This is a genomic window from Mesobacillus sp. ABV4_180 (genome assembly GCF_056158485.1).
This window is the reverse complement of the sequence record NZ_JBSWTJ010000001.1, coordinates 1259733-1285962: the sequence shown is the minus strand read 5'-3', so window position 1 is coordinate 1285962 and position 26230 is coordinate 1259733. Positions and strand designations below refer to the sequence as shown.

Below are 26230 nucleotides of genomic sequence, written 5' to 3'. Positions count from 1 at the left end.
CCTAAAGATTTATCAATATTTTATCATGCTGGTGCTGCTCGGCCCGGAGTGTCCCTTTGATCCACTGTGAGATTTCATTGCTGTATTTGTCAGCAAAGTATTTTTCGTGGAGCTGTAAATGTAAAACCTCAGACACATAGTGAGTATTTAAAAATGGCATTGTAAGCAATGCTTTTAGCTGCAGAATACTGAACTGGATAGAAAATTTCTTGAATTCCCCTGTCTCCATGCCAACTTCAAGCACCCTTTTGAACATATAGCGTTCCTTCACATGATAGGTTGACATGATTTCCCGGACAACCTGGGAATCGATGCTCATTTCTCTCAAGATAAATCTTGTTAATTGGATATTTTCACATTGGTATCTTACAACATGATCAACCATCGCGCTCAGGCAAATTTCCGCTCCGCACTCCAACAGCGAAAAACCCTTTTCCAATTCTTCTAGATATCTCTCAAAAAACACGGTAAAACAATTCTCGAGGAGTCCATTTTTATTCTGGAAGTAGTATGAGATATTCGCTGCATTCACATCTGCTTTTGCCGCAATATCCCTCACCGATGTACCATTGAACCCCTTCGTATTGAATAAGTAGATGGCCGCATCAATAATTGCAGCTTTTGAATTTTTTCTCATTGCTCCGCCCCTCGCTTTCCGCAATTAACCTTACTGATTACCATTCGGGGAATGAGTGAAATTCCCTTTAATAAACGCTCGACAAAGTCTCCATTGTTTCGGCGTTTTTTGATACAATGATAAGTAAAACTTCAGGTATGAGGAGGAAAAAAGATGTTTAAAGTCGAAAATTACAGCGATAGCCGTGATAAAAATTACGATTTATTGAATAAACAATTAAAAGCATTGCTTGAGGATGAAAAAAATGCGATTGCGAACCTTAGCAACGCCTCTGCCCTTTTGAACCAATTCCTGGACCGCGTCAACTGGGTTGGCTTTTACTTATTGGAAGAAGGTGAACTCGTCCTCGGCCCATTCCAGGGTCTGCCTGCATGCGTCAGGATTCCGCTCGGAAAAGGAGTATGCGGTACTGCAGCTTCCAAAAAGGAAACAGTACGGGTAGAAGATGTCCATTTATTCCCGGGCCACATCGCATGCGATGCCGCATCCCAATCAGAGATTGTCGTTCCAATGGTCAAAGATGGTAACCTCGTTGGTGTCCTTGATATCGACTCACCTGAAAAAAATCGTTTTGACGAATTGGATCAGCAAAAGATTGAAGAATTCGTTAAAGTGTTAGTGCAGTATATTTAGGCTTTTTTTAAAGTCAAACAAAAGAAGCAGCTCCTGCTGCTTCTTTTCAATATATTTAAGTTAAATCGAACCAGTCTCCAGCTTGCTTTCTTTCCTGACAGCTTCAAACGCTGCTTCCAGATCGTCCCTAATGTCTTCCCAGGCTTCCAGCCCAACAGAAAGTCTGAGCATATTGTCCTTGATGCCCATTCTCTCTCTCGATTCTTTTGGAACTACTGCATGCGTCATCGTCGCAGGATGCTGGATCAATGTTTCTGCATCCCCAAGGCTGACTGCAATTTTAATAAGGTTCAATTTGTTCATGAATGCCTGAGCTGCTTTTTGATCGCCTTTTATATTAAAAGAAATCAGTCCGCCCGGCTTGCGCATTTGTTTTTTCGCAATTGCATAATCAGGGTGCTTTGGATCACCCGGGAAAATGACTTCCTCAACGGCAGGGTGCTCTGACAGGTAGGATGCCAATTTCTCTGCGTTGTCACAATGGCGGTCCATCCGTACTGGCAGTGTTTTCAATCCACGCAGCAAGAGCCATGCGTCAAATGGTGACATGACACCACCGATATCCTTCTGAGTAGTCATGGCAATCTTGGACATAATGTCTTTCGGTCCAACTGCCACACCTGCAATGACATCCCCATGTCCGCAAATGTATTTTGTTGCACTGTGGATAACGAAATCGCAGCCAAGCTCAATAGGATTTTGCAGATAAGGCGAACAGAATGTATTATCAACTACAACCGGAATGCCTTTTTCCTTAGCTACATCTGCGACCATTTCCAGGTCAACAAGCCTCATTGTTGGGTTAATTGGCGTTTCTATATAGATGACTCTAGTTTCTGGGGTAATGGCTGCCATTACTTCTTCTCGCGTCGACATCATTGAAAAATCATGGTTGATATCATATTTTTCTTTCATAAGCTGAAGCAGCCCAAAGGTACATCCGTAGACCCCCTGTGAACAAAGGATGTGGTCGCCTGACCTTGTCAGAGCAACTAATATTGCAGAAACTGCTGCCATCCCTGAAGCGAATGCAAGAGCTTTTTCCCCTTTTTCAATAACTGCCATACGCTCTTCCAGCATGGCGACAGTAGGGTTTCCAAGGCGTGAATAAATGAATCCTTCCTCTTCTCCGGCAAAACGCCTTTCTCCTTGTTCCGCTGTATCGAAAGTAAACGTACTAGTTTGAAATAAAGGAGGCGCAAGGCTTCCCCTGAATTCGTCCGACTTGTATCCAGAATGGATTACTTCTGTTTCAAATCTTTTCTCTCCCATTACGATTTCCTCCTGTCTATTTGTAACCGCTTACAAATTACCCCCATAAACAGGATATGATATTTATCCCGATATGGAAAGCAATTTATCTTGCTTCAGACAGAAATTGTCAGATGGAAAAATAGGAAAAGAAAAAGCACTCATTCCTGAGTGCAGATAAAATTGAACTGATTTTCTTTTTGGACAACAACTTTATTTTTCCCGGAGCCTTTCGCGATATAAAGAGCCTGATCAGCTCGTTTGAAAACAGACTTAGTGGTATCCTCTTGCCCCCTGATCCATGCGGAAACCCCGCATGATATCGTCACATTCGGATTTGTATGCTGCTCCACCTTATTAACCAGCCTGTTCGCGATCTTCACACCAATCTCTAGCGGTGCTCCCGGCAAATAGATTGCCAGTTCTTCTCCACCCCATCTGGCGCCAATATCGGTTCCACGGATGTTTTGAGCAATCTGTCGTGCAAGCTGGATAAGGACTTCATCGCCAACCTGATGGCCATATTGATCATTTACTCGCTTAAAGTTATCGATATCAATCAAAATAAAGGTTCCCTGCGAATCTTCCAGCATGGACATATTCATCTTATCATCCAGGTATCCGCGGGAGTATAGCTTCGTTAAATGGTCTGTGACAACCATCTTTTCGAGCTCTTCGCGGAGCATCGAATTGGTGAACGCCAGGGTCGAATGGTGGATAAGCGACTGAAGCAGCTTGAAAGTATCAAAAGCAAAGTGGTATGGCTCCTCATGGAGGACAAGTGCAAAGCCTTTCAGTTCTCCACTCTGGATCATGGGTACACCCATGACTGAACGATATTGAATGGACATTTCCCCATCATCTGATGTGAAATCACCTATGAACAAAGCTTCCATTTCCTGCCTGATTCGTCTGCTGACATCAAAAATATACCTGGAGGCATCCTTTGAAAAGAAGAAACTGGTGCTTCCCTGAAGGATGGAGTAGTCGTTTTCCATGTCAAGCATGATAAAACCAACCTCCTGTGCGTTGAACGATTTCAGGATCTGGCGGCAAATGAACCTCATTGTATCAGTCAGACGAAGGCTCGTATTGAGTTGATGGGAAGTTTCGTTGATCAGCTGCAAATCAGCGACCAATTTCCTCGATTGCTCATACAGCTTGGCATTTTCCAGGGCACTCCCCGCCGTATTGGCAAGAAGCTTTATGAACTCCACTTCATTTTGCGGAAAAACAAGCGAATCCGGAGCAAGTACTTGCAGCACTCCATAAACACCCTGTTTTCCTTTCAAAGGAGCATACATAATGGAATTTTTATCAATGACGGAATCCTCAAACTGGATTTCCCCGCTTACATAGGATTGCATCGCAGTCAGGTTTTCACTGTCATATTCAAGGTCTTTAACCGGCAAGCCTCCATAACCCTTATGATCATGGGAAAGCAGCAGGTAATAAGTAAAGGTAGGGTACACTTCACGCAAAGTGGCGATAATTTCCCCGAGGACTGCGTCCATATCCATTGATGAGTGAAACTTTTCGGTAACCCTGAACAACTGCCTGTACCTTTTTTCTTCATCGATCGTTTGTGCAAGGTTTCGAACTTTCTTTATAAAAGCATCACACTCATACGAAATCATCTCCAAGAGCCGGTCTGAAGCAAACAGGGGCGAATGATGCTTCATTTCTATTGCAAACAGACCCTTAATCTTCTCCGTCGAAGACAGAACAAAAATCAGTTCATAACCTGGCATCGAAACAGGGTACCTAATGAAAGATCGTTGTCCGCCCTGCTCACTTACAAGGTAATCAACAATTGATCCGGACAATGCTTCGCTTTTAGCAGTGCGAGTTGTTGACTCCAAATATATGCTCTGTTTCCACTCTGCATAGCTGTAAAAATCGACTTCTTTCGCTTGAAGCAAATCTCGAAGAACAGCCAGCATTTTCGAAAGAACTTCAGAATAAGAAAATGATGATCTGCCAGTGCTGATCAAGTCGAAAAACCTGCTTTTCAGCTCTAATAATATTTCACGTTCCAACTTTTCTTCCATATGTATCACCTGTTTTAAAATCACTTCTGAAGTGATCCGTATGTCGCTCTTAATCAGGCTGCAGCCTGGAATTCTCCACGTGGCAAGTTTCTATATCAAAGGTCATATCCAAATTTTTGAAAAATAAAACAATTACTATTCATTATATCATAGACCTAGTAAAATAGTATGACTTCAAAGTATTCTTTCAAAAAGAATTTTTAATTTATAGTATTAAAACACCAGGTTTCTTTTTAATATAGCCTTGACTTTTCACATGCAGAAATTATATAATACTCTTTGTGTAAAATATCGCAGCCTATGTGATCAACATTGTGTCTGTATTTTGTTCCTCAATTCCAAATTGATGGTGTATCTCGTAACCCGCTGCTGCTAGGGCGAAGGTACATGAAAACAAAATACCCATAACTGGCAATCACAATCTGTTTTTATTTTACAAAATAAAAACTAAGGAGGAGTCATTCATGGCTCGTTATACCGGCCCAAGCTGGAAACTATCCCGCCGTCTTGGAATTTCACTAAGCGGTACAGGTAAAGAATTAGAAAAACGCCCTTACGCACCAGGTCCTCATGGTCCTAACCAGCGTAAAAAACTATCCGAATACGGATTGCAACTTCAAGAGAAGCAAAAGCTTCGCCACATGTACGGAGTAACTGAGCGCCAGTTCCGCAATCTGTTTGACAAAGCAGGCAAAATGTCTGGTAAGCACGGTGAAAACTTCATGATCCTTCTTGAAGCTCGTTTAGACAACGTTGTTTACCGTCTTGGTCTTGCTCGCACTCGTCGTGCAGCTCGTCAGTTAGTAAACCACGGTCACATCATGGTTGACGGATCTCGCGTAGATATCCCATCTTACCGCGTAGCTCCTGGCCAAACAATCACACTTCGTGAAAAGTCTCGCAACCTTGATGTTGTTAAAGAAGCAATCGAAGTTAACAACTTCGTACCTGACTTCTTGACTTTCGACGCAGACAAGCTAGAAGGAACTTTCACTCGTTTACCTGAGCGTTCTGAACTTCCAGCTGAAATCAACGAAGCTCTTATCGTTGAATTCTACTCTCGTTAATAGAGAGCTTAAACAAACCCCATCCATTTTGGCTGGGGTTTTTGTTTTGGGTGGATTTTTGGTATACCGCTTATTACACTTTTTGAGTGAAATGATACGATTCGCGGAATTATGATTGGAATTCGCGGAATCAGTCGTTCTTTTCGCGGAATTAAAGCATAAATCGCGGAATAAACCATGATTTCCGCGGAAAAATATTTTGTTGAATCGGTAACTAACAATTTTATCGCTCAAACAAAGCAAAAACAGCCTCCTTGTACATATGGAGGCTGTTTTTACATTAGTATTTAATCATAAAGTACTTCTTTTTACCGCGGCGAATGATGGTGAACTGCCCTTCGATTTTGTCCGTTTCACCCAGCACATATGCTGTATCCGTTACGCGGTCGCCATTTAATGATACGGCTCCATTGGCTACATCTTCACGAGCCTGGCGCTTTGATGGTGAAATCTTTGCAGAAACAAGCAAGTCAACCAGTCCAAGCTCATCTTCCCCCTCCACTGTAAAAGAAGGAACATCTTTGAAACCTTGCTGAATTTCAGAAGCACTCAAATTTTTGACATCGCCGCTGAAAAGGGCTGCGGAAATCTTGATTGCCTGCTGAAGAGACTCTTCGCCATGAATCATGCGTGTCATTTCTTCAGCCAGGGCTTTTTGTGCCTTGCGCAGATGCGGTTCTTCTTGAACGGCTTTTTCTAATGCTTCAATCTCCTCTTTCCCAAGGAAAGTGAAGAATTTCAAGTATTTCACCACATCAGCATCAGCCGTGTTGATCCAGAACTGGTAGAACTCGTATGGAGAAGTTTTTTCCGGATCCAGCCAAACTGCGCCGCTTTCTGATTTTCCGAATTTTGTTCCATCTGCTTTCGTCACAAGCGGTATTGTCAGACCAAATGCCTTCGAACCCTCTGCAGACATTTTACGGATCAATTCAAGACCTGTTGTGATATTGCCCCACTGGTCACTTCCGCCAATCTGCAATTTACAGTCATGTTTTTCGTATAAATGGAAGAAATCCATCGCCTGCAGGATTGTGTATGTGAATTCTGTAAATGAGATGCCTGTTTCAAGTCTTGAAGCGATTGTATCCTTCGCAAGCATGTAGTTCACGCCGACATGCTTCCCGAAGTCACGCAGGAATGTCACGATATCCATGGAACCGGCCCAGTCGTAGTTGTTGACCATCAATGCGCCATTTTCGCCTTCAACACTGAAAATTTTCTCAAGCTGTTTTTTGATGCCTGCTACATTCAGCTGGACTTGATCTAGAGTTTGAAGTTTACGCTCCTCGCTCTTCCCGCTTGGGTCGCCAATCAGGCCTGTCGCTCCGCCGACAAGGACAATCGGACGATGGCCGGCATTCTGGAAACGGCGCAATGTCAGGAATGGCAGCAAGTGGCCAATGTGCATGCTGTCTGCAGTTGGATCGACTCCGCAGTATAATGAGATCTTTTCCTTAGTAAGGACATCTTTAAGCCCCTCTTCATCCGTCTGCTGGTAAATAATCCCGCGCCATTCGAGATCCTTTAGTAATTCCATCTTTTCTTCCTCCATTCAAAAAATATATTTCGTGACCGGATTTTTTGCGAAATAAAAAACGCCCCTGCAATAAATGCAGGGGCGCTGTATGCGCGGTACCACCCGGCTTGAAAACAAAATTGTCTTCCACTCAATAAAAATAACGGTTACACCGGCCGCGGCTACTCTGTAAAACGGTTCACTGCGGCGCTCGGGGAGGTAATTCATCCTTCTGTTTGTACCGGCTCACAGCGGCCGCCGGCTTTCTGGAACATTGACAGAAGCACTACTCATTCCCTTCACAGCTTTTTACTATAAAGTTAATAAAGCATTTTTACCACAAAGCAATATATATTGTCAAATTCGACATAAATTTTCTGAAAAATTAAGATTGTCGTCTTTTCGACAGCGTGTTTATGCTATAATGTATGTGATTTTAGGGGGAATGATATGAATGCATGAAGGAAAACAGCCTTGGAAAGAGAAGCTTAAATCCTTAGGTGCTATTTTTACGAATAAAAAGACCGTAAAAGGAGCCCGGATTACATATTCGGTCGTCTGGAACATGCTGCTGTTATTGATCATCGTGCTAGTCCTCGGTGCTGGTTTTGCCGGAGGGGTGGGTGCGGGGTACTTTGCATCCCTTGTCAAGAATGAACAAATCAGACCTTATGAAAATATGAGGAAAGATATTTACAACTATGAAGAAACATCGGATCTATATTTTGATAACGATGTTTATCTTGGCAAGCTCCGAACGGACCTTTACCGTGAGGAAGTAAAGCTTGATGATATGTCTAACCATTTGATAAACGCAGTAGTCGCAACCGAAGATGAGTACTTTTACGAGCATGATGGTGTAGTTCCAAAAGCGATCATGCGTGCACTTTTCCAGGAGGTCACAAACTCAGCGACATCCTCCGGAGGAAGCACACTGACGCAGCAGCTCATCAAGAACCAGATTCTGACGAATGAAATTTCCTTCGAGCGGAAAGCGAAAGAAATCCTTCTCGCCCTTCGCCTTGAGAAATTCTTCGACAAAAAAGAAATCCTCGAAGCATATTTGAACGTTGCCACATTTGGCCGTAATGCGAATGGCAGCAACATTGCCGGTGTACAGGCTGCTGCTAAGGGAATCTTCGGAAAAGATGCAAAGGATCTTACTTTGCCTCAGGCAGCATTTATCGCTGGCCTTCCACAGAGTCCTTTTGGTTATACGCCGTTCAGCAGCGACCATGGCAAGCTTAAGGATGCCGCTGGACTGGAACCGGGCATGACAAGATTCAAAACCGTCCTTACAAGGATGCACGGAGCCGGATTCATTACCGATACAGAATTCAAAGAAGCAATCAGCTATGATATTACGAAAGACTTTGTAAAAGAAGTTCCAAGTGACAATACTGTTGAGGAATATCCATTCCTGACGTTTGAAATCGAGGCACGTTCGGTAGAAATCCTGGCGAAGATCCTGGCAGAGCGTGATGGCTATGAAAGTGAAGATTTCGAAAAGGATAAAGATCTGAAGGCTGAGTATCAAGCACTTGCTGATCGCGACCTGCGCCAGAATGGCTATAAGATTTACACAACAATCAATAAAAAAATCTACGAAAAAATGCAGGAAACGGCAAAGAACTACCCTTACTATGGAAGTGACAAACCTCAGGAAGTCCCGGATCCAGATGATCCGAACAAAACAATCGTGATCCAGGAACCTGTAGAAGTTGGTGCTACCTTAATCGAAAACAAAACGGGGAAAATCATCAGCTTTGTTGGCGGCCGCAATTTCAAGCGTGAACAAACAAATCACGCAACAAGGGCCCCTAGACAAAACGGTTCGACGATGAAGCCGCTTCTCGTTTACGCTCCTGCAATGGAACTTGGAAAGCTGCATCCGGGTTCTGTCCTGCCAGACGTTCAAGTATTCTTGAATGGACCAGGCAAGGCATGGCCGAACAACTATGATATGAGTTACAGCGGATTGACATCAGCAAGACATGCACTGACAAAATCCTATAACGTACCCGCTGTTCTTGCATATAAGAGTATCATCGGTCAAAGACCGGCAAACTTCCTTGATAAGATGGGATTCTCTAATCTGCAAAAGGATGATTACGAAAACCTGTCAACAGCAATCGGATCGCTGCGGGGCGGTGTCACTGTTGAAGAAAACACCAATGCATTTGGCACATTTGCCAATGGCGGGAAGTTCATCGATGCGTATATGATCGAGAAAATTGTGGATAAACATGGGAACATCGTTTTTCAGCATAAATCTGAACCTGTCGATGTCTTCAGCCCTCAAACAGCTTATCTCACGATTGATATGATGCGTGATGTAATTAATCGAGGAACTGCAACAGCCGTCAAAGGCAGACTGAAGTTCGGCTCTGACTGGGCTGGAAAAACAGGAACAGGCCATGATTATTATGATGCATGGTTTGTAGCTACTAACCCTAATGTATCTTTCGGGGTATGGCTGGGTTATGACCACAACAAACAGCTTGAAAAAAGATATAAAGGACTTTCCTATGGAGTCAGGACCCAATACATTTGGGCTGACCTTATGAACGATGCATATTCCGTTGCTCCTAAGCTTGTTGATCCTGAGGGAAGCTTCAAAATGCCAGGCGGAATCGTCAAGAGATCTTATTGCGCAGTATCAGGCTTGCTGCCTTCAAGTGCATGTTCGAAAGCCGGACTTGTAGAGTCAGACTACTTCATTGCAAAGTACGCACCGACAAAAGTGGATGACAGCCTCGTTGAAAACAAATTCGTTTTCGTAGGCGACAAACGCTTCCTGGCACTTGATTCAACACCTGCTGAATTTACAGAGTCAGGAGTCATCTTGAATCCAGAATATATGGAAAGCATCATAGGCCATAAAATCAGGAACCCTCAACAGCTGATCCCTAAAAAGGATGCCTGGAACAAAATCCTTGTTGCGGATGACAAGCTGAGTGAGAATGGAAAAACCCCGGCAGCATTGGGAATCAAGCTTTCAGGCAAGACGATTACCTGGGGCAAGCATCCTGAAAACGACATTGTCGGTTACCGGATTTACAACAACAAGAAAAAAGTCGGCAGCATTAAAGCTGGCGCCGACCTTGTCTTCAAGGCCGGCGACGGTTCATTCTATATCACAGCAGTTGATATAGCTGGAAAAGAATCTAAACCATCCAATATCATTGAGATTGGCAAAAAGCCAGAACCTGAGGATCCACCGAAGGAAGACAAACCGAAGGATCCAAAACCAAAAGACCCACCACCAACTGATCCTAAACCAAAGGATCCGCCAAAACCTCCACCACCTCCACCACCGGGTGATGGAGATGGAGATGGCAATAGTGATGGGAATGGGAACTAGCAACATAATCTAAAAACAAACACCGCATCCAATTGGCTGCGGTGTTTGTTTTGGCTAAATGAAAAAAGAGCGTGAAGTGGATTCACGCTCTTCCATAAAAAAATATTAGTCTTCCATTGTCGACAAGTCGCCAGTTGGAAGGTCCAGTTCCCAGGCTTTCAATACACGGCGCATGATTTTACCGCTTCGTGTTTTTGGAAGCTTGTCGCGGAACTCGATTTCACGTGGTGCAGCATGTGCCGCCAGTCCTTTTTTCACAAACAGACGAATTTCTTCGATCAATTCCTCAGACTGCTCGTAGCCATCACGCAATGCAATGAACGCTTTGATGATTTCACCGCGGACTGGATCCGGCTTGCCGATGACGCCTGCCTCTGCAACTGCAGGGTGTTCGACAAGCTTGCTTTCTACTTCGAAAGGCCCTACCCGTTCACCAGCTGTCATGATGACATCATCAATCCGGCCCTGGAACCAGAAGTAGCCATCTTCATCCATATACGCTGAGTCACCGGAAACATACCAGTCACCAGGCATGAAATAAGATTCGTACTTTTGAGGGTTGTTCCAGATTGTATGCATCATGGACGGCCAGCCCTTTTGGATCGCCAGATTGCCCATTCTGTATGGTGGCAATTCATTGCCCTGGTCATCGACAATTGCAGCCTTTACACCCGGAATCGGCTTACCCATTGAGCCTGGCTTGATTTCCATGCTTGGATAGTTACAGATCAATTGAGCACCTGTCTCAGTCATCCACCAAGTATCATGGATACGCAAGTGGAATACCTTCATCCCCCACCTTACAACCTCCGGATTCAAAGGTTCTCCGACACTCAAGATATGGCGAAGTGAGCTTAAATCAAATTTCTTCACAACCTCATCGCCAGCACCCATCAGCATCCTGAATGCTGTAGGGGCGCTATACCAAACGGTCACACCGTATTCCTCGATCATCTTGTACCATGTTTCCGGATTGAAGCGGCCGCCAATGATCACATTTGAAGCACCAGCCAGCCAAGGACCGAAAATTCCATAAGATGTTCCTGTTACCCAGCCTGGATCGGCCGTGCACCAGTAAACATCATCTTCCTTAAGATCCAATACCCATTTCGCTGTCTGATAATGCTGGATCATCGCATTATGGACATGCAGGACGCCTTTAGGCTTTCCAGTCGAACCAGAAGTGTAATGTAAAATCAGGCCATCATTGCGGTCAACCCACTCGACATTAAGTTTGTTGCTTGCCTCTGACAGCTTCCTCTTAAAGTCAACATATTGACCATTTTCCTCTAAATTGTCGCCAACCAGAAGAATATGTTTCAAGTCAGGCAGTTCGCTGACAGGAACCCTTTCGAGCAGTTCAGGTGTAGTCACCAAAACTTTGGCACCGCTGTCCTGCAGTCTGTCTCGTACAGCTCCTTCCATGAAGGCTTCAAACAATGGTCCAACAATCGCTCCCAGCTTGACGGCACCAAGTACAGCAAAATACAATTCAGGAGAACGAGGCATGAAGATGAATACGCGGTCCCCTTTTTCCACATCTGCGTAAGTTTTAAAAACGTTGCCAGCTTTATTGGAAAGTTCCTTCATCTCTTTAAAAGTATACTTTTCCTTGCGTACCCCGTCCTGATAATATAGCGCGATTTTATTTTTCCTGGAACCATTCGCATGGCGGTCAATCGCTTCATAAGCTATATTGACCCTGCCTGTCTCATGCCAGGAAAATTCCTTTTCAGCTTCAGTCCAGTCAAACTGGCCATAAAACTCTTTATAGTTTTTTAAGTTATGATCCCCTTGTGTTACTGGTAGCGCTTCCACTTTCATCAATCCATCCCCCTTGTCTTTTTTATTTAAAATTCATTATAGTATAAAAATTCGTTTTTCTCAATTTTTAAAATATTAGTAGAAAATAAAATACTTTTTTGCTTAATAACCATAATTATCGAGAAAGTAAAGCGGATAGAAAAAACTATGGCAAATTTCAAAAGTCTTACGTCAAAAGAGGGCAGTAAATACAGAAAATTTTGTGAAAGCGCTTTTATCTGTTAGATTTTATGTATAATAGAATTATCGTTTGAATTGTTGACGGGTGGTGACTGAATGGAACATAAAAAGATATATAACGCAAAAGAATTAAAAACTCCTAATGGCCGTTTAATCATTGAAGGCCCGATTTCTCCTGAAAAACTGGCAAGCTATGAATTTCATGAAGATTTGGTGGCATTCCGACCTCCAGCCCAGCAGCACAAGGCACTTGTTGAAATTGCCGGACTGCCGGAAGGAAGGATCATTGTCGCTCGTTCAGGGCACATGGTCGTTGGTTATGTTACTTACCTATATCCAGATCCTCTCGAAAGATGGTCTGAAGGCAAGATGGTTGATTTGATAGAGTTAGGTGCAATCGAAGTCATTCCTGAATTCCGCGGAAGTTCTGTGGGCAAAAACCTGCTAACGGTTTCAATGATGGATGATGCGATGGAAGACTATATCATCATTACCACAGAGTATTACTGGCACTGGGATCTGAAAGGCACCGGCCTGAATGTATGGGAATACCGTAAAGTGATGGAAAAAATGATGAATGCCGGGGGCCTTGTCTGGTATGCGACAGATGATCCTGAAATCAGCTCTCATCCAGCCAACTGTTTGATGGCGCGAATCGGCAAAAGGATCCCGCCTGAATCTGTACAGAAATTTGACCAGCTCCGGTTCATGAACCGTTTTATGTATTAAATAGATCATTGAAGTTTTGCTTTAAGCTGTTTTAACTATCTGTGCGAATACTTGAGAGATAGCTCATCATTCAAGGAGGAAGGAACATGATCGTCGAAGAAATCATGAAACAGAATGTAGCCTCTCTTTTTCCGGAAGCTACGATTGCTGAAGCGATTAAACTGATGTCAGACAAAAAAATACGCCATATCCCTATCATCAATCATGACCATGCAGTCGTCGGCCTGGTGTCGGACCGGGATATCAAGGATGCGGCTCCATCTATTTTCCATTGGGAAGAACATAAAGATGAACTCGAAAAGCCAGTTAAAAACATCATGACAACAGATGTAATAACTGGTCATCCTCTTGACTTTGTCGAAGAAATATCAGCTGTATTTTATGAGCATAATATCAGCTGTATGCCCATCATCAAGGATAAGAAGCTAGTTGGGATTGTTACGGAAACAGACCTGCTGCACACCCTTGTCGAATTGACCGGTGCCCATCAGCCAGGATCCCAGATTGAAGTAAAGGTTCCCAACAAGGCAGGAATGCTTTGTGAAATTGCCTCTGTCATAAGCATGAGAAAAGCGAATATCCAAAGTGTGCTTGTATACCCTGACCAAAAGGATGAGCGCTACAAAATCCTTGTCGTAAGGATTCAGACGATGAACCCGATCGCAGTCATTGAGGATTTAAAGAAAGCCGGACATAACGTTCTCTGGCCGAACCTGCCGGGGGTTTCATCATGAGCCACCGCTCTGTGTTTGTCTTTTCAGATGAACTGCTGAATTACCGGTTCAGCAGCAATCATCCGTTTAACCAGATGCGGCTGAAACTCACTTTGGATCTGTTGCAAAAAATAGGCGCAATCGAGGATAGTCAGATCATTGCCCCCCGTGCAGCAACGGATGAAGAATTATGCCTTGTCCACGATCCCAATTTTGTAAACGCAGTTAAGCTTGCAGGCCAGGGAAAGCTTAAAGAAGAAACCGCTGAAGGATACGGACTGGGGACGGAAGACACACCCATTTTCGCTAATATGCATGAAGCAAGTGCCTTGCTGGTTGGCGGAACGCTGACGGCGGTAGATTATGTCATGACCGGGAAAGCTGAGCATGCCTTGCACCTCGGCGGAGGGCTTCACCATGGCTTCAGGGGTAAAGCATCAGGCTTCTGCATTTATAATGACAGTTCTGTAGCCATCAAATACCTTCAGGAAAAATACAATGCCCGGGTTTTATATGTGGATACAGATGCCCACCATGGAGACGGTGTGCAATGGTCTTTTTATGATGATCCGAATGTCTGTACATTGTCGATTCACGAAACGGGCCGCTATCTGTTCCCGGGGACAGGAAACGTGAATGAACGCGGACAAGGCAAAGGCTATGGCTATTCGTTCAATATTCCGGTAGATGCCTTCACGGAAGATGACTCGTGGCTTGATGCGTACAAAAGTGCATTGACGGAAGTAGCCGAATTTTTCAAGCCCGATGTCATTCTTACCCAGAATGGTGCCGATGCGCATTACCTTGACCCTCTTACCCACTTATCTGCCTCGATGCGAATTTATCGGGAAATACCGAAGCTTGCCCATGAAATCGCCCATAAATATTGTAGAGGCAAATGGATTGCAGTAGGCGGCGGCGGTTACGATATATGGCGGGTTGTTCCAAGAGCCTGGTCACTGATCTGGCTTGAGATGATTGAAAACTCAAACTGTTATGGAAGTTTGCCTCAGGATTGGATTGATGAATGGAAGGATCAGGCACCCGTAGATTTGCCACTTGAATGGGACGATCCTGAAAATTTATATCCCCCTATTCCGCGCAAACCCGAAATCAGTGAAAAGAATGCGCAGACAGTGGAGAAAGCATTGTACCCAATACGCTCGAGCAAAAAGTCAGAAACCGTCTAAGTATGAAACCGGGAACATTCGTCCCGGTTTTTTTGTTTTGTTAAATAGATGATTTTGTAGTCCTGGTCGATATAATGTGTAAGTTGGTCGATATATTCTGATTTGTGGTCGATTTATTGTCAAATGTGGTCGATATATTGTGAAATGTGGTTGGTATATATTGATTCGTGTTTGATTTGACGTCAAAGTTGGTCTGTATCTGCTGATTCATTCTAAATAATGTTTACCAAATAGAACATCCACACATTATAGAGAACAACTTAGGTGTTCAATCGCTTAATAATTGCGAGGTTTCGCTTCCAAATTCAGGACAAAATAAATAAAACCCCTTGCATGAATGCAAGGGGCCTCGTTATTATTTCGTTGATTTTCGGTTTTCAATTCGGTGTGGCAATACGACGATGTGCTCGTCTACTTTTTCTTTGTTCATATATTTTGTCAGCAAACGCATCGCAACAGCGCCGATATCGTATAATGGCTGGACGATTGTTGTAAGCTGAGGACGTACCATCAAAGTGAGTCTTGTGTTATCAGAACTGATCACTTCGAAATCATCGGGAACGCTGAAGCCGCGGTCGAATGCTCCGTGGATCACACCAAGTGCCATTTCATCAGAGCCTACAAGGATTGCTGTCGGCTTTGAATCAAGCTCAAGGATTCTTTCAATAGCCTCGAGGCCTGAATCATAGGTATAATCACCTTCAACGACAAGCTCTTCCTTATATTCAATACCTGCATCGCTTAGGGCACGCTTGTAGCCTTCAAGTTTTTTATCCTTGTTGATTGGTTCATGGTGCGGCCCGATGACAAAGGCAACTTCCTTATGGCCTTTTTCAATAAAAGCGGACACAGCATCGTATGTTGCCTGTTGGTAGTCGATATTGACCGATGGAGTTTCGCCAGTTTCCTCGATTGATCCTGCAAGTACGATCGGTACCGGGGATTTTTTGAATTCCTCAACATGCTCAGCTTTGATATTTCCACCCATGAAGACGATTCCATCAACCTGCTTGCCAAGCATAGTGTTTAACAGATGCAATTCTTTTTCGATATTTTGGTCTGAATTGCTCAGGATAATATTGTACTTATACATTGTTGCGATATCTTCAATTCCCCTTGCAAGCTCAGCAAAGAACGGGCTTGAGATATCAGGGATGATGACACCTACAGTCGTCGTCTTCTTGCTTGCCAATCCTCTTGCAACAGCGTTTGGACGATAGCCAAGTCGGTCAATGACTTCCATTACTTTTTTCCTTGTAGCAGGTTTAACATTCGGGTTTCCGTTGACAACACGTGAAACCGTTGCCATCGAAACATTCGCTTCCCGGGCAACATCATATATGGTGATATTCATCTATTTCACTCCTTCAGGTAATAAACGACGCTTTTCATTTAGTTTACAGCAAAAAATGCCACAATAATCATATTTTAAGTTTGTGATTATATGTACAAGTTAATTATGTTATTAATCATACGATATCCACACCAATCCCGCAATCTGAACAGCTTATTTTCACAACATTTTTATCCGGCGGCTGAGAAATGCAAAATAAAAAAACCTTCCTGCTTTTAACAGAAAGGTTTTCGATAATTATACTCTAACGAATGGTGTAGACTTCAATCCGTTCAGGAACTCGTCAAATTGCTTAAGATCCATCTGCTGGGCATTATCTGACAAGGCTACAGCTGGATCCGGGTGAACCTCAGCCATGACTCCATCAGCCCCAATTGCTAATGCTGCTTTAGCTGCAGGGAGCAAGAGATCCCTTCTGCCTGTCGAATGTGTAACGTCAACCATTACCGGCAAGTGCGTTTCTTTCTTGAGGATTGGCACGGCAGAAATATCTAGTGTATTCCTTGTCGCCCTTTCGTATGTTCGGATGCCTCGCTCACAAAGAATGATCTGTCCATTGCCCTGTGACATAATGTACTCAGCAGCATTGATGAACTCTTCGATGGTTGCAGCAAGTCCACGTTTTAATAAAATTGGTTTATTCACGGCACCTGCAGCCTTTAGCAATTCGAAGTTCTGCATATTGCGTGCGCCAATCTGGATGACATCAAGATAGTCAACCGCAATCTCAATATCCGCAGGAGTAACAATTTCACTGATCACAGCAAGATCATATTCATCAGCTACTCTTTTGAGGATTTTCAAACCTTCAACACCCAAGCCCTGGAAGTCATATGGTGAAGTCCTTGGCTTGAATGCTCCGCCGCGAAGCAATTTAAAGCCTTTAGATTTTACTGCCTCGGCTACGGTAGCCACCTGCTCATAAGATTCCACTGAACATGGCCCGAAAACAAAGTCCGGTGTCCCATCTCCAATTTTTAATCCCTTTATATCAATTACAGTATCCTCAGGCTTTTTCTTCCTGGAAACCAGAAGCGCCTTACGGTGGTCATCTGACTGAAGTTCGAGGCCCGCCTTGAAAATTTCTTTGAAAATATGTTCAATTGTTGAGCTTTCAAAAGGACCGTTATTGTTTTCCTTAATCAGATCAAGCATTTCCCTTTCACGTACGGGATCATAACGGTAGACACCCTGTGTTTCTTTTGCACGGCCAATTTCCTGGACGAGCAGGGCTCTTTCATTAATCAATGATAAAAGCTCTAAATTTAATTCATCCACACGATTTCTAAGCTGGTCAAGATTTTTACTCATTCTCCGTCCCGTCCTTTCGGAATACATTTTAGCCCTAAACATGACAATCAACAAGAAAAAGAAAGCTCAGCCCTTCACAACTTCAAAGCTGTTTATTGAAGAATCACGCAAAAGCCTGAATCTTCTTTATAGCAACACTAATGTATGATACATTTTTATTAGAAGGCAGTGTTGCTTTCGGATAAACGCTTAGTGGTCATCAATTGAGCTGGACAATTAGATAAAGGTAATTATAGCTGAAATAAAATTAATTGTCACGCAATTTTCTTTAATAATTAAACGCTTTTAAGTGATAAAGCATCGTATGAGAAAATATGTTAGAAGGTGCACAAATTTGCATGTAAATGAAAAGCTGTTCGCTCTTGATATTGGCACTCGTTCTGTAGTCGGCATCATTCTTGAAGAACATAATGGCCGACACGAAGTTATTGACATCCTAATCCGCGAGCATAAGGAAAGGTCGATGCTTGACGGCCAAATCCATGATGTAATGTCTGTCTCAGAAGTCATCCGTGAAATAAAGGAAGAACTGGAATCATCACATGGTCCATTGACAAAAGTTTGCGTAGCTGCGGCTGGCAGGGCCCTGAAAACAGAGCGCTCCAAGGCAGTAGTAGATATCTCGGGAAAACCGATGTTCTCTAAGCAGGACATCCTCCACCTTGAATTGAGCGCAGTACAGCTTGCCCAGGCTGCTGTTGCCGGAGAAAAGACTGATGAGAAAAGTCATCACTATTATTGTGTCGGATACTCTGTACTTTATTACCAGCTTGACGGAGAGGAAATTGGAAGCCTGATCGACCAGCGCGGCAATGAAGCTTCTGTAGAAATCATCGCGACCTTCCTGCCAAAAGTTGTTGTAGAATCATTGCTTTCGGCTTTGGACCGGGCTGACCTTGAAATGGATGCATTGACACTTGAACCGATTGCAGCCATCAATGTGTTAATTCCTGCTTCAATGCGGCGATTGAATGTTGCCCTTGTAGATATTGGAGCCGGGACGTCCGATATCGCCCTGACCGATGCTGGTACAGTCATTGCTTACGGTATGGTCCCTGTGGCCGGTGACGAAATAACTGAAGCTGTAAGTGATGAGTTTTTGCTCGACTTCCCTCTTGCGGAAAAAGCAAAACGTGAACTGCATGACCAGGATTCCATTACAATTACAGATATTCTTGGTTTCGAAACAGAGATCGGCAAAGATGAAGCAGTGAGCCGAATCGCACCTGCAATTGACCGGCTCGCAGATTCCATTGGTGATGAGATTTTAAAATTAAACAATTATCGGTCTCCTAAAGCTGTCATGCTCGTTGGCGGTGGCAGTCTGACACCTGAGCTGCCAAAAAGACTGGCAAACAAGCTCCATCTCCCTGAAAACAGGGTTGCCATCCGGGGACTGGATGCCATTTCAAGCGTTACTTTCGCGAGCAAAATCGCAAAAGGGCCTGAACTGGTGACACCAATCGGCATTGCCATTGCTGCCAAGCAATCTCCTGTCCAGTACCATACAGTGCAAGTAAATGGACAGCCGGTGAGGCTGTTCGAAGTTAATAAATTGACTGTCGGCGATTGTTTGCTGGCTGCCGGAATCAAGATGAACAAGCTTTACGGCAGACCAGGCCTCGCCATGATTGTCAGCCTGAATGGAAAAAATATTACCATCCCAGGAAAACATGGACAGCCGCCTGTTTTATTGAAAAATGGAGTCCCTTGTTCATTCGATGATGAAGTAGATGGTAGAGATGAGCTTACTGTAATCAAGGGAGAAGATGGAATAAGAACCGAAATGACCCTCGAAGAGCTAATTGGAGAACTCCCGACAAGGACCGTGATCATCAATGGTGTACGACATGAAATAAGAGCGCGTCTGTCCTGCAACGGGATCAGGACGTCATTATCGAGATCATTGGAAGACAGGGACAAGATTACATTTGAAATGCCACACACAATTGAAGAGTTGCTAAAAGAACTAAATCTATCAGAAATTCTTAATGGAATTCGTCCATTTTACATTAAACTTGATGGAACAGAATTCAAAGTCACGGAATTCATGGGTAAAATCTTCTTAAACGGCAGCAAAGCGAATCTCAATGACATTTTTGAGCACTTGGATGATCTCCGTTTCGAAGAAGGTATGCAGCCTGCATTGTCCAGGCTTATTTCTGTCCTGGATGTAAAGGCCGTAGATACCATGCCAATATTTTTTAATGGACAGCCATTCCAGCTTGAACAGGAGATCCGACAGTTTTTCCGAAAAGACAAGAAGCTGGAAATGAATGATTTACTCCATAATGGTGACCAACTGACATCAAAAGAAAAAAAACAGGAAGCGTTTATTTTCCAGGATATTTTCAGCTTCGCCCAAGTTGAAATCCCAAAAGACAGCGGCGGATTCACACTTCTCAAAAATGGTGAGCAATCGGGCTTTGATGCTCCGCTGGCACCTGGCGATGACCTAAAAATCGTCTTCGAATCTAAAATTGGAATAAAGTAAAAAAACATCCTATGGATGTTTTTTTTACTTTAGATTCTCTTCTTGGGCAGCGGCCATTGCTTTTGCCGTAATTTTAAAATGGGATGCATGCCATGCAACATCAGAATTCACAAACAAAATGGCCTGAGGCGATTCATGTTTGATATGGAACTTCTCAGCAATATGGTTGGACACATCACGTGAATCCTGAACTGTTAAAAAGTAGAGATTATCATTTCCGTTGTTTTCGAATTTCGCGTATTCATCATAGCCAGCCTGGCTGATTGGGCACGTGGTGCTATGCTTCAGCATGAAGAATGTTTCACCCGAATCGACAAGCTGATCAAATTTTTCTATTGAATCGATCTTTTGCATTCTTGTCCTCTCCTTATAAAAAATAAACGGTGAAGTTATCTTACCACTTCACCGTTTGGTTGACAAACTTACCGATTCAGTTTGCTTTCAGTTTCGTCAAATGCTTTTTGAGTCTCTTCAAGCTTCCTTTGAAGTTCCTCACCAGTAGCAGTATGTGTGTGATCCATAGAGCTTGTCTCTGCCATTGAAGTTGGCACCTTTTGAAGCTCGCCATCTTCCACAGTTGTTTGAGAAGTCTCATTGCCCTGGGTTTTCATGTCTTTCACTTTGTTAACCAGAGTAGAAGATTGCTGTGAAACTGTCTCCTTCAAGCCGCTTGCTTTTTCCTTCGCTACTGAAGCCAAGTCAATCCCTTTGGTTTTCAGGGTAGACGTTTGCTCGTTAAGAGATCCTCTTAACTCTTTACCTGATTTCGGTGCAAGCAATAATGCAGCCAGCGCACCTGCAAGTCCGCCAACGATCGCTCCAGTCACAAAATCGCGGGAATTGCTGTTCTCCCTTGTAGTCCCATTTACATCATACTGATTCTGTTCTCTGTTCATCACTTATCTCCACCTTTCTATTAATACCTGACTCTTTCACGCTGCCTCGTGACCATCTGCTCGCCTTCCATCTGATGGTCAATCTGAGCTGTTTTTTTTGTCTTCCACTTTTCCTTCAATTCAAGGAAAACATTGCTCCACTGAACAACCTGTGAAATCTTGTCCTTATTTTTATCAATCTGCAAGTCAACCATTGTTTGCACATTATGGATCGATTGATTGAATCGTTGGACAGTGTTTCCAACATCCCTTACAGCGTTTACTACACCATTCAGGCTTTCAGATTTCCTTGAAATATCATCAGCCAAATTGTTTGTCTTGTGCAGAAGCTCAGTTGTTTCACGAGTCACTCCATCCAACTGCTTCTCCAGGCCATCAAGTGTGCCTGATACACTGTCTAAAGTTGTTTGTAAGGATTTCAGTGTTTTTGATAGTGAGATAACCAACACTAAAAATGCAATTGCTATAACAGCAACACTTAGATACAAAATAATTTCCACTGTTTATACACCTCCGTTAGCATATGTACATTTTACCCCGCAAAAAGCGACGTAAACCACCTTGTCTAATTAGTATTTCAATAAAAGCATACCCTTTTCCTTCCTATTTAAGAATATCTTTCTATTAAGGGAAAATCCAGCAGTTCATTTGAATATTTTAGATTTGGGATTTAAGGAACATTTCAGAGATGAGATTGGTTTCAATTGTCTAAGAAGTGGATTTTAATGGACATTTCGGTTTGAGTTTGTCTTCGAAATGTCTAAGAAACTGGCTTTAATGGACATTTCTGTTTGAGATCGTCTTCGAAATGTCTAAGAAACTGGCTTTAATGGACATTTCTGTTTGAGATCGTCTTCGAAATGTCTAAGACACTGGCTTTAATAGACATTTCAGAGTGAGATTGTCTTTGAAATGTCTAAGAAACTGGCTTTAATGGACATTTCTGTTTGAGATTGTCTTCGAAATGTCTAAGAAATCAGCTTTAATGGAAATTTCAAAGTGAGATTGGCCTCTAAATGTCTAAGAAATAAATCAGCCTATAAGTGTTATAAGGAAAAGAGCACAAATTGTCGCGTTTCGGTTACAATATGGATATGTGCTTTATTTTAATACATAGGAGTGATGTTGGTGAAAGACCCACGTATTCAAACACTGGCAAAAAATCTGATTAATTATTCTGTAAAGCTCCAAAAAGGCGAAAAAGTCCTGATCGAAAACTTCGGAATTCAAAGGGAACTTGTTACGGCTCTTGTTAAAGAAGCATACGAAGCGGGTGGATACCCATTCGTTTCTTTGAAGGACCACCAGGTTGACCGTGCCCTTCTTATGGGTGCGCAGCAGGAGCAATTTGACATGATTGCGGACTTTGAAGCGAATGTAATGGGCAAAATGGATGCCTACATCGGGCTGCGTTCAGGGGATAACATCAATGAGCACGCTGATGTTCCAGCGGACAAAATGAAGATTCATGGCAACACTATAGGAAAGAAGGTACATAGAGATATCCGTGTTCCAAAAACGAAATGGGTGGTTCTTCGCTATCCAAACTCTGCCATGGCCCAGTTGGCAAAAATGAGCACAGAGGCATTCGAGGATTTCTACTTCAATGTGTGTAACCTTGATTACGGAAAAATGGATAAGGCAATGGACAGCCTGGCTGATTTGATGAACCGCACTGACAAAGTGAGAATCACTGGGCCAGGAACAGACCTTACTTTTTCAATCAAAGATATCCCAGCTGTAAAATGTGCGGGCGAACTGAATATCCCTGATGGTGAAGTCTATACAGCTCCTGTACGCGACTCCGTCAATGGAGTCATCACATACAACACACCTTCACCATACCAAGGATTTACGTTTGAGAATGTTAAACTGACATTCAGGGATGGTAAAATCGTAGAAGCATCAGCTAATGACAGTGAGCGCATCAACAAGATTTTCGATACTGATGAAGGTGCAAGATTCATTGGCGAATTCGCGATCGGTGTGAATCCTTATATCCTTCATCCAATGCAGGACATCCTGTTCGATGAAAAAATCGATGGAAGCTTCCATTTCACTCCTGGACAATGCTATGATGATGCTTTCAATGGCAACCATTCTAACATCCACTGGGATATGGTCAACATTCAGCGTCCGGAATACGGCGGTGGAGAAATCTACTTTGATGATGTCCTGATCCGAAAAGATGGACGTTTTGTCATTCCAGAACTTGAAGTACTTAATCCTGAAAATCTTAAATAAAGAGAAAAGGATGCGGCCAATGGCCAGCATCCTTTTTATTTTACCTGCAATTGTTTTTCATACGCTTCCTGAAATTTCTGGATATCACCGGCACCCATGAAAAGAAGAACGCCGCTTTCATGCGTCTTAAGGATTGAAGTATCTTCTTCCGAAATAATTTCAGCTCCATCGATTTTATCTTTAAGGTCCGTGATGGAGAGCTTCCCGTGAATCTCGCGGGCAGAGCCGAAAATTTCGCAAAGATATACTTTGTCTGCTTTATTAAGGGTGTCAGCAAACTCATTCAGGAACGCCTGGGTTCTCGTGAAAGTATGCGGCTGAAATACTGCTACGATTTCACGGTCAGGATATTTCTGTTTTGCTGCATCGATTGTTGCTTTGATTTCTGTTGGATGGTGGGCATAATCATCAATAAGGATCTGGTCCGCAACCTTCTTTTCAGAGAATCTTCTTTTAACGCCTTCAAAAGTTTCCAGCTGTGCCTGGATCACCTTTGACTCAATGTTTTCATAATGGCACAACGCAATGACGGCAAGCGAGTTCAGGACATTATGGTCACCAAACGCCGGGATTGAGAATGTGTCATAGAACGTATTCCTGACAAAAACATCAAAGGTAGTCCCATTTGTCGATTTTACGATATTTCGGGCCTGAAAATCATTTTCTTCCCCGAAACCATAAAATACAACTGGAACTTTCGCCTGGATTTTTTGAAGCTGCTCATCATCACCGCACGCAAAGATTCCTTTTTTGACTTGCCAGGACATTTCCTGGAAAGCAGAGAAAACATCATCAATATTTGCGAAATAATCCGGATGGTCAAAATCAATATTTGTCATGATTGCATAATCAGGGAAATAGGAAAGGAAATGGCGTCGGTACTCACATGCTTCAAATACAAAGTACTGAGCATCCCTGTCACCTTTTCCAGTACCATCGCCAATCAGGAATGATGTAGGCTTTGCGCCCCTCATCACATGTGCAAGCAAACCCGTAGTCGATGTTTTGCCATGTGCACCTGTAATCGCAACACTGGTAAAGTTCTGCATAAAATCACCCAAGAACCGGTGATATCTTATGATTGGAAGACCGTGCTTCATCGCTTCCTGGATCTCTTCGTGAGTATCCGGATAGGCATTGCCTGCAATGATGGTCAACCCGGGCTGTATATTTTCCTTATTAAACGGAAGGATCTTTATTCCAGATTTCTCCAGAGCTACCTGGGTAAAAAAGTGCTTGTCATAATCGGAGCCCTGTACCTGATAACCCATATCATGGAGAACTTGAGCCAAAGCACTCATTCCAGACCCCTTTATACCTACAAAATGGTAAATAGTCATATAAAGAACCTCCAACAACGTCTGTATGTAACACAGTATATGACAGATATCCTGTTTTGCTCATTTCGCCCCGGACCAGCTCAGCCACAGGACAAAAAAGCGGATTTTATATCTATCTTTTTAATTTATTGAACCATTATAACATCATTATTATAAATAACACAGTTTCATTAAAAAACCGAAATGTTTGATAAATGTACGTTTTCCCTTAAAGAACAACTTCCAAACTAATAAAGTAATTTTGCTTCTTAGAATTCTACTTTTTCAAGGCGCGGGTTTGGCCTGAATTTTCTTCCCGACTTCGCCTGATGCTTCCCGTTCAACATGACATTGTCACCCGTAAAGCCTATTTTAAGCTTTAAAAGGCTTCCTCCTACACCATACATGTCAACCGGCACATTATGTTTTTCGAATTCAAGAATTCTTTTTTCGCTGAAGCCGCCGCTTACGACAATTTTGACATGGTTGAAGCCCTCATCATCAAGCGCTTTTCTTAGAGCGAAAATTAGCTCAGCATTGACTCCTCGCGGATCGAAAGTTCCAAGGAGGTGCTGGTTGCGAAGGAAATACTGGTCAATAAGTGTACGTGAAGTATCGACCCTGACTCCCTTAAGCTTTTCTCCAAACTCCCGAGCTACTTTCAGAGAATCCGTGATTGCGTCATTATTATAGTCGACAAGGGCAATCAAGTCATCATTCGGGAATGTTTCGTGGTAAGCATGGGTAGCGGAAACGATATCTCCGTTGAACAGCTGGATAAGAGCATGCGGCATTGTTCCCATACCCTGCTTGCCCCACCATTCGTTCATCGCATGTGTTGCCTGGGCAGTGGCTCCGCCAATATAGGCTGCATACCCATCCCCAGCCTGTGTCGTATAATGATCATCACGGTCTCCCATGAAAATCACCGGTTTTTGCCTTCCTGAAACACTTGCTGCTTTGACCACATTATAAACATTTGTGGCGACAGAAGTCCTTCTGGCAAGAATTCCATCGATGATTCCTTCTAGGTAGCCGAAATTCTGATATGGTCCTGTAATTGTCAGGACTGTTTCAAACGGAGCGATCTTATCTCCATCCTTAAGTGAATAAATCTCCAGCTCTTCAGGATTGTCAGCAAATGATTGCACAAGGGCGATCACCTCATCTGTCCCGCAAAGGACTGCCTCATCCTTTTGGAAGAACTGCATCGTGATTATATTATCTTCATGGTATTTCTTTACAAGCTCTCTTGTCTTAAGAAAATACACGGCTGAAAACCAGCCGTCCCTGATTCTTTCATCAAATTTAAATGTATGATTTGTCAGGCGGCTGATTTTCCCCTGCATTTTCAATTCGATTTCTTTCATCCAAAAAGCTCCTTCAACATCAACCAATAGGTTTTTAGGCATATATCCTTATTATGAGTACATGCAAATAAAGAATACCATTTA

Annotated in this window: 20 protein-coding genes and 1 other annotated feature; of the genes, 8 read left to right on the top strand and 12 right to left on the bottom strand. The window is 43.1% G+C overall.

Annotated elements, in window-relative coordinates; translation table 11 throughout:
- Position 1 precedes the first annotated feature (1 nt).
- The gene (gene refZ / locus ACXAEA_RS06400; protein ID WP_475095079.1) at positions 2-637 is read right to left on the bottom strand and encodes a forespore capture DNA-binding protein RefZ; all 636 of its coding nucleotides are present in this window, start codon (positions 635-637) and stop codon (positions 2-4) included.
- A gap of 153 nt (positions 638-790) precedes the next feature.
- On the opposite strand from refZ, the gene ACXAEA_RS06395 reads away from it, so the two are divergent.
- Complete coding sequence (locus ACXAEA_RS06395) at positions 791-1270, top strand: GAF domain-containing protein (protein ID WP_475095078.1); 480 nt, start codon at positions 791-793, stop codon at positions 1268-1270.
- Positions 1271-1330: 60 nt separating this feature from the next.
- Here the strand turns inward: ACXAEA_RS06395 and megL are convergent, their stop codons facing one another.
- Both megL and ACXAEA_RS06385 read right to left on the bottom strand, forming a co-directional pair.
- A complete protein-coding gene (gene megL / locus ACXAEA_RS06390) occupies positions 1331-2542 on the bottom strand; it encodes a methionine gamma-lyase (protein WP_475095077.1) in 1212 nt (403 codons plus the stop codon).
- 140 nt (positions 2543-2682) lie between these two features.
- Positions 2683-4572 (bottom strand): sensor domain-containing diguanylate cyclase, encoded by a 1890-nt coding sequence (locus tag ACXAEA_RS06385; RefSeq protein WP_475095076.1) that lies wholly within the window; start codon positions 4570-4572, stop codon positions 2683-2685.
- A gap of 464 nt (positions 4573-5036) precedes the next feature.
- On the opposite strand from ACXAEA_RS06385, the gene rpsD reads away from it, so the two are divergent.
- Positions 5037-5639: a 30S ribosomal protein S4 gene (gene rpsD, locus ACXAEA_RS06380; protein ID WP_475095075.1), complete on the top strand. Its 603-nt coding sequence runs from the start codon at positions 5037-5039 to the stop codon at positions 5637-5639.
- Between the two features lie 280 nt (positions 5640-5919).
- On the opposite strand, the gene tyrS is transcribed toward rpsD, so the two are convergent.
- Complete coding sequence (gene tyrS / locus ACXAEA_RS06375) at positions 5920-7179, bottom strand: tyrosine--tRNA ligase (protein ID WP_475095074.1); 1260 nt, start codon at positions 7177-7179, stop codon at positions 5920-5922.
- A 74-nt stretch (positions 7180-7253) separates the two neighbouring features.
- Positions 7254-7470: a binding site (T-box leader), on the bottom strand.
- A 142-nt stretch (positions 7471-7612) separates the two neighbouring features.
- Here tyrS and ACXAEA_RS06370 point away from each other — a divergent pair.
- Positions 7613-10522 carry a transglycosylase domain-containing protein gene (locus ACXAEA_RS06370; protein ID WP_475095073.1) on the top strand — a complete coding sequence of 970 codons (2910 nt, stop codon included), beginning with the start codon at positions 7613-7615 and terminating at the stop codon, positions 10520-10522.
- 105 nt (positions 10523-10627) lie between these two features.
- Here ACXAEA_RS06370 and acsA read toward each other — a convergent pair whose 3' ends face one another.
- Positions 10628-12346 (bottom strand): acetate--CoA ligase, encoded by a 1719-nt coding sequence (gene acsA / locus ACXAEA_RS06365; protein ID WP_475095072.1) that lies wholly within the window; start codon positions 12344-12346, stop codon positions 10628-10630.
- 276 nt (positions 12347-12622) lie between these two features.
- On the opposite strand from acsA, the gene ACXAEA_RS06360 reads away from it, so the two are divergent.
- The 3 genes from ACXAEA_RS06360 to ACXAEA_RS06350 all read left to right on the top strand — a co-directional run bounded on the left by ACXAEA_RS06360 (position 12623) and on the right by ACXAEA_RS06350 (position 15158).
- Complete coding sequence (locus ACXAEA_RS06360) at positions 12623-13255, top strand: GNAT family N-acetyltransferase (RefSeq protein ID WP_475095071.1); 633 nt, start codon at positions 12623-12625, stop codon at positions 13253-13255.
- An 86-nt stretch (positions 13256-13341) separates the two neighbouring features.
- Positions 13342-13989, top strand: a complete 648-nt coding sequence (locus ACXAEA_RS06355; RefSeq protein ID WP_475095070.1) for an acetoin utilization AcuB family protein — start codon at positions 13342-13344, stop codon at positions 13987-13989.
- Positions 13986-15158, top strand: coding sequence for an acetoin utilization protein AcuC (locus ACXAEA_RS06350; protein WP_475095069.1), 1173 nt, complete (start codon positions 13986-13988; stop codon positions 15156-15158). The genes ACXAEA_RS06355 and ACXAEA_RS06350 overlap by 4 nt, the downstream gene beginning before the upstream one ends.
- A 355-nt stretch (positions 15159-15513) precedes the next feature.
- Here the strand turns inward: ACXAEA_RS06350 and ccpA are convergent, their stop codons facing one another.
- Both ccpA and ACXAEA_RS06340 read right to left on the bottom strand, forming a co-directional pair.
- Positions 15514-16512: a catabolite control protein A gene (gene ccpA, locus ACXAEA_RS06345; RefSeq protein ID WP_475095068.1), complete on the bottom strand. Its 999-nt coding sequence runs from the start codon at positions 16510-16512 to the stop codon at positions 15514-15516.
- A 237-nt stretch (positions 16513-16749) separates the two neighbouring features.
- Positions 16750-17823, bottom strand: coding sequence for a bifunctional 3-deoxy-7-phosphoheptulonate synthase/chorismate mutase (locus tag ACXAEA_RS06340; RefSeq protein WP_475095067.1), 1074 nt, complete (start codon positions 17821-17823; stop codon positions 16750-16752).
- Between the two features lie 334 nt (positions 17824-18157).
- On the opposite strand from ACXAEA_RS06340, the gene ACXAEA_RS06335 reads away from it, so the two are divergent.
- Positions 18158-20317, top strand: coding sequence for a cell division FtsA domain-containing protein (locus tag ACXAEA_RS06335; protein WP_475095066.1), 2160 nt, complete (start codon positions 18158-18160; stop codon positions 20315-20317).
- A gap of 24 nt (positions 20318-20341) precedes the next feature.
- Here the strand turns inward: ACXAEA_RS06335 and ytxJ are convergent, their stop codons facing one another.
- The 3 genes from ytxJ to ACXAEA_RS06320 form a co-directional block, all read right to left on the bottom strand.
- Positions 20342-20671, bottom strand: coding sequence for a bacillithiol system redox-active protein YtxJ (gene ytxJ, locus ACXAEA_RS06330; RefSeq protein WP_475095065.1), 330 nt, complete (start codon positions 20669-20671; stop codon positions 20342-20344).
- Between the two features lie 68 nt (positions 20672-20739).
- On the bottom strand, positions 20740-21213 hold the full coding sequence (locus ACXAEA_RS06325) for a YtxH domain-containing protein (protein WP_475095064.1): 474 nt from the start codon (positions 21211-21213) through the stop codon (positions 20740-20742).
- Positions 21214-21233: 20 nt separating this feature from the next.
- The gene (locus ACXAEA_RS06320; protein ID WP_475095063.1) at positions 21234-21713 is read right to left on the bottom strand and encodes a DUF948 domain-containing protein; all 480 of its coding nucleotides are present in this window, start codon (positions 21711-21713) and stop codon (positions 21234-21236) included.
- A 628-nt stretch (positions 21714-22341) separates the two neighbouring features.
- Between ACXAEA_RS06320 and ACXAEA_RS06315 the strand changes: the two genes are divergently transcribed.
- Positions 22342-23457, top strand: a complete 1116-nt coding sequence (locus ACXAEA_RS06315; protein WP_475095062.1) for an aminopeptidase — start codon at positions 22342-22344, stop codon at positions 23455-23457.
- 35 nt (positions 23458-23492) lie between these two features.
- On the opposite strand, the gene murC is transcribed toward ACXAEA_RS06315, so the two are convergent.
- Entirely contained in the window at positions 23493-24797 is a 1305-nt protein-coding gene (murC, locus tag ACXAEA_RS06310) for a UDP-N-acetylmuramate--L-alanine ligase (protein ID WP_475095061.1), read from the bottom strand.
- 248 nt (positions 24798-25045) lie between these two features.
- Entirely contained in the window at positions 25046-26146 is a 1101-nt protein-coding gene (locus tag ACXAEA_RS06305; RefSeq protein WP_475095060.1) for a nicotinate phosphoribosyltransferase, read from the bottom strand.
- Positions 26147-26230 lie beyond the last annotated feature (84 nt).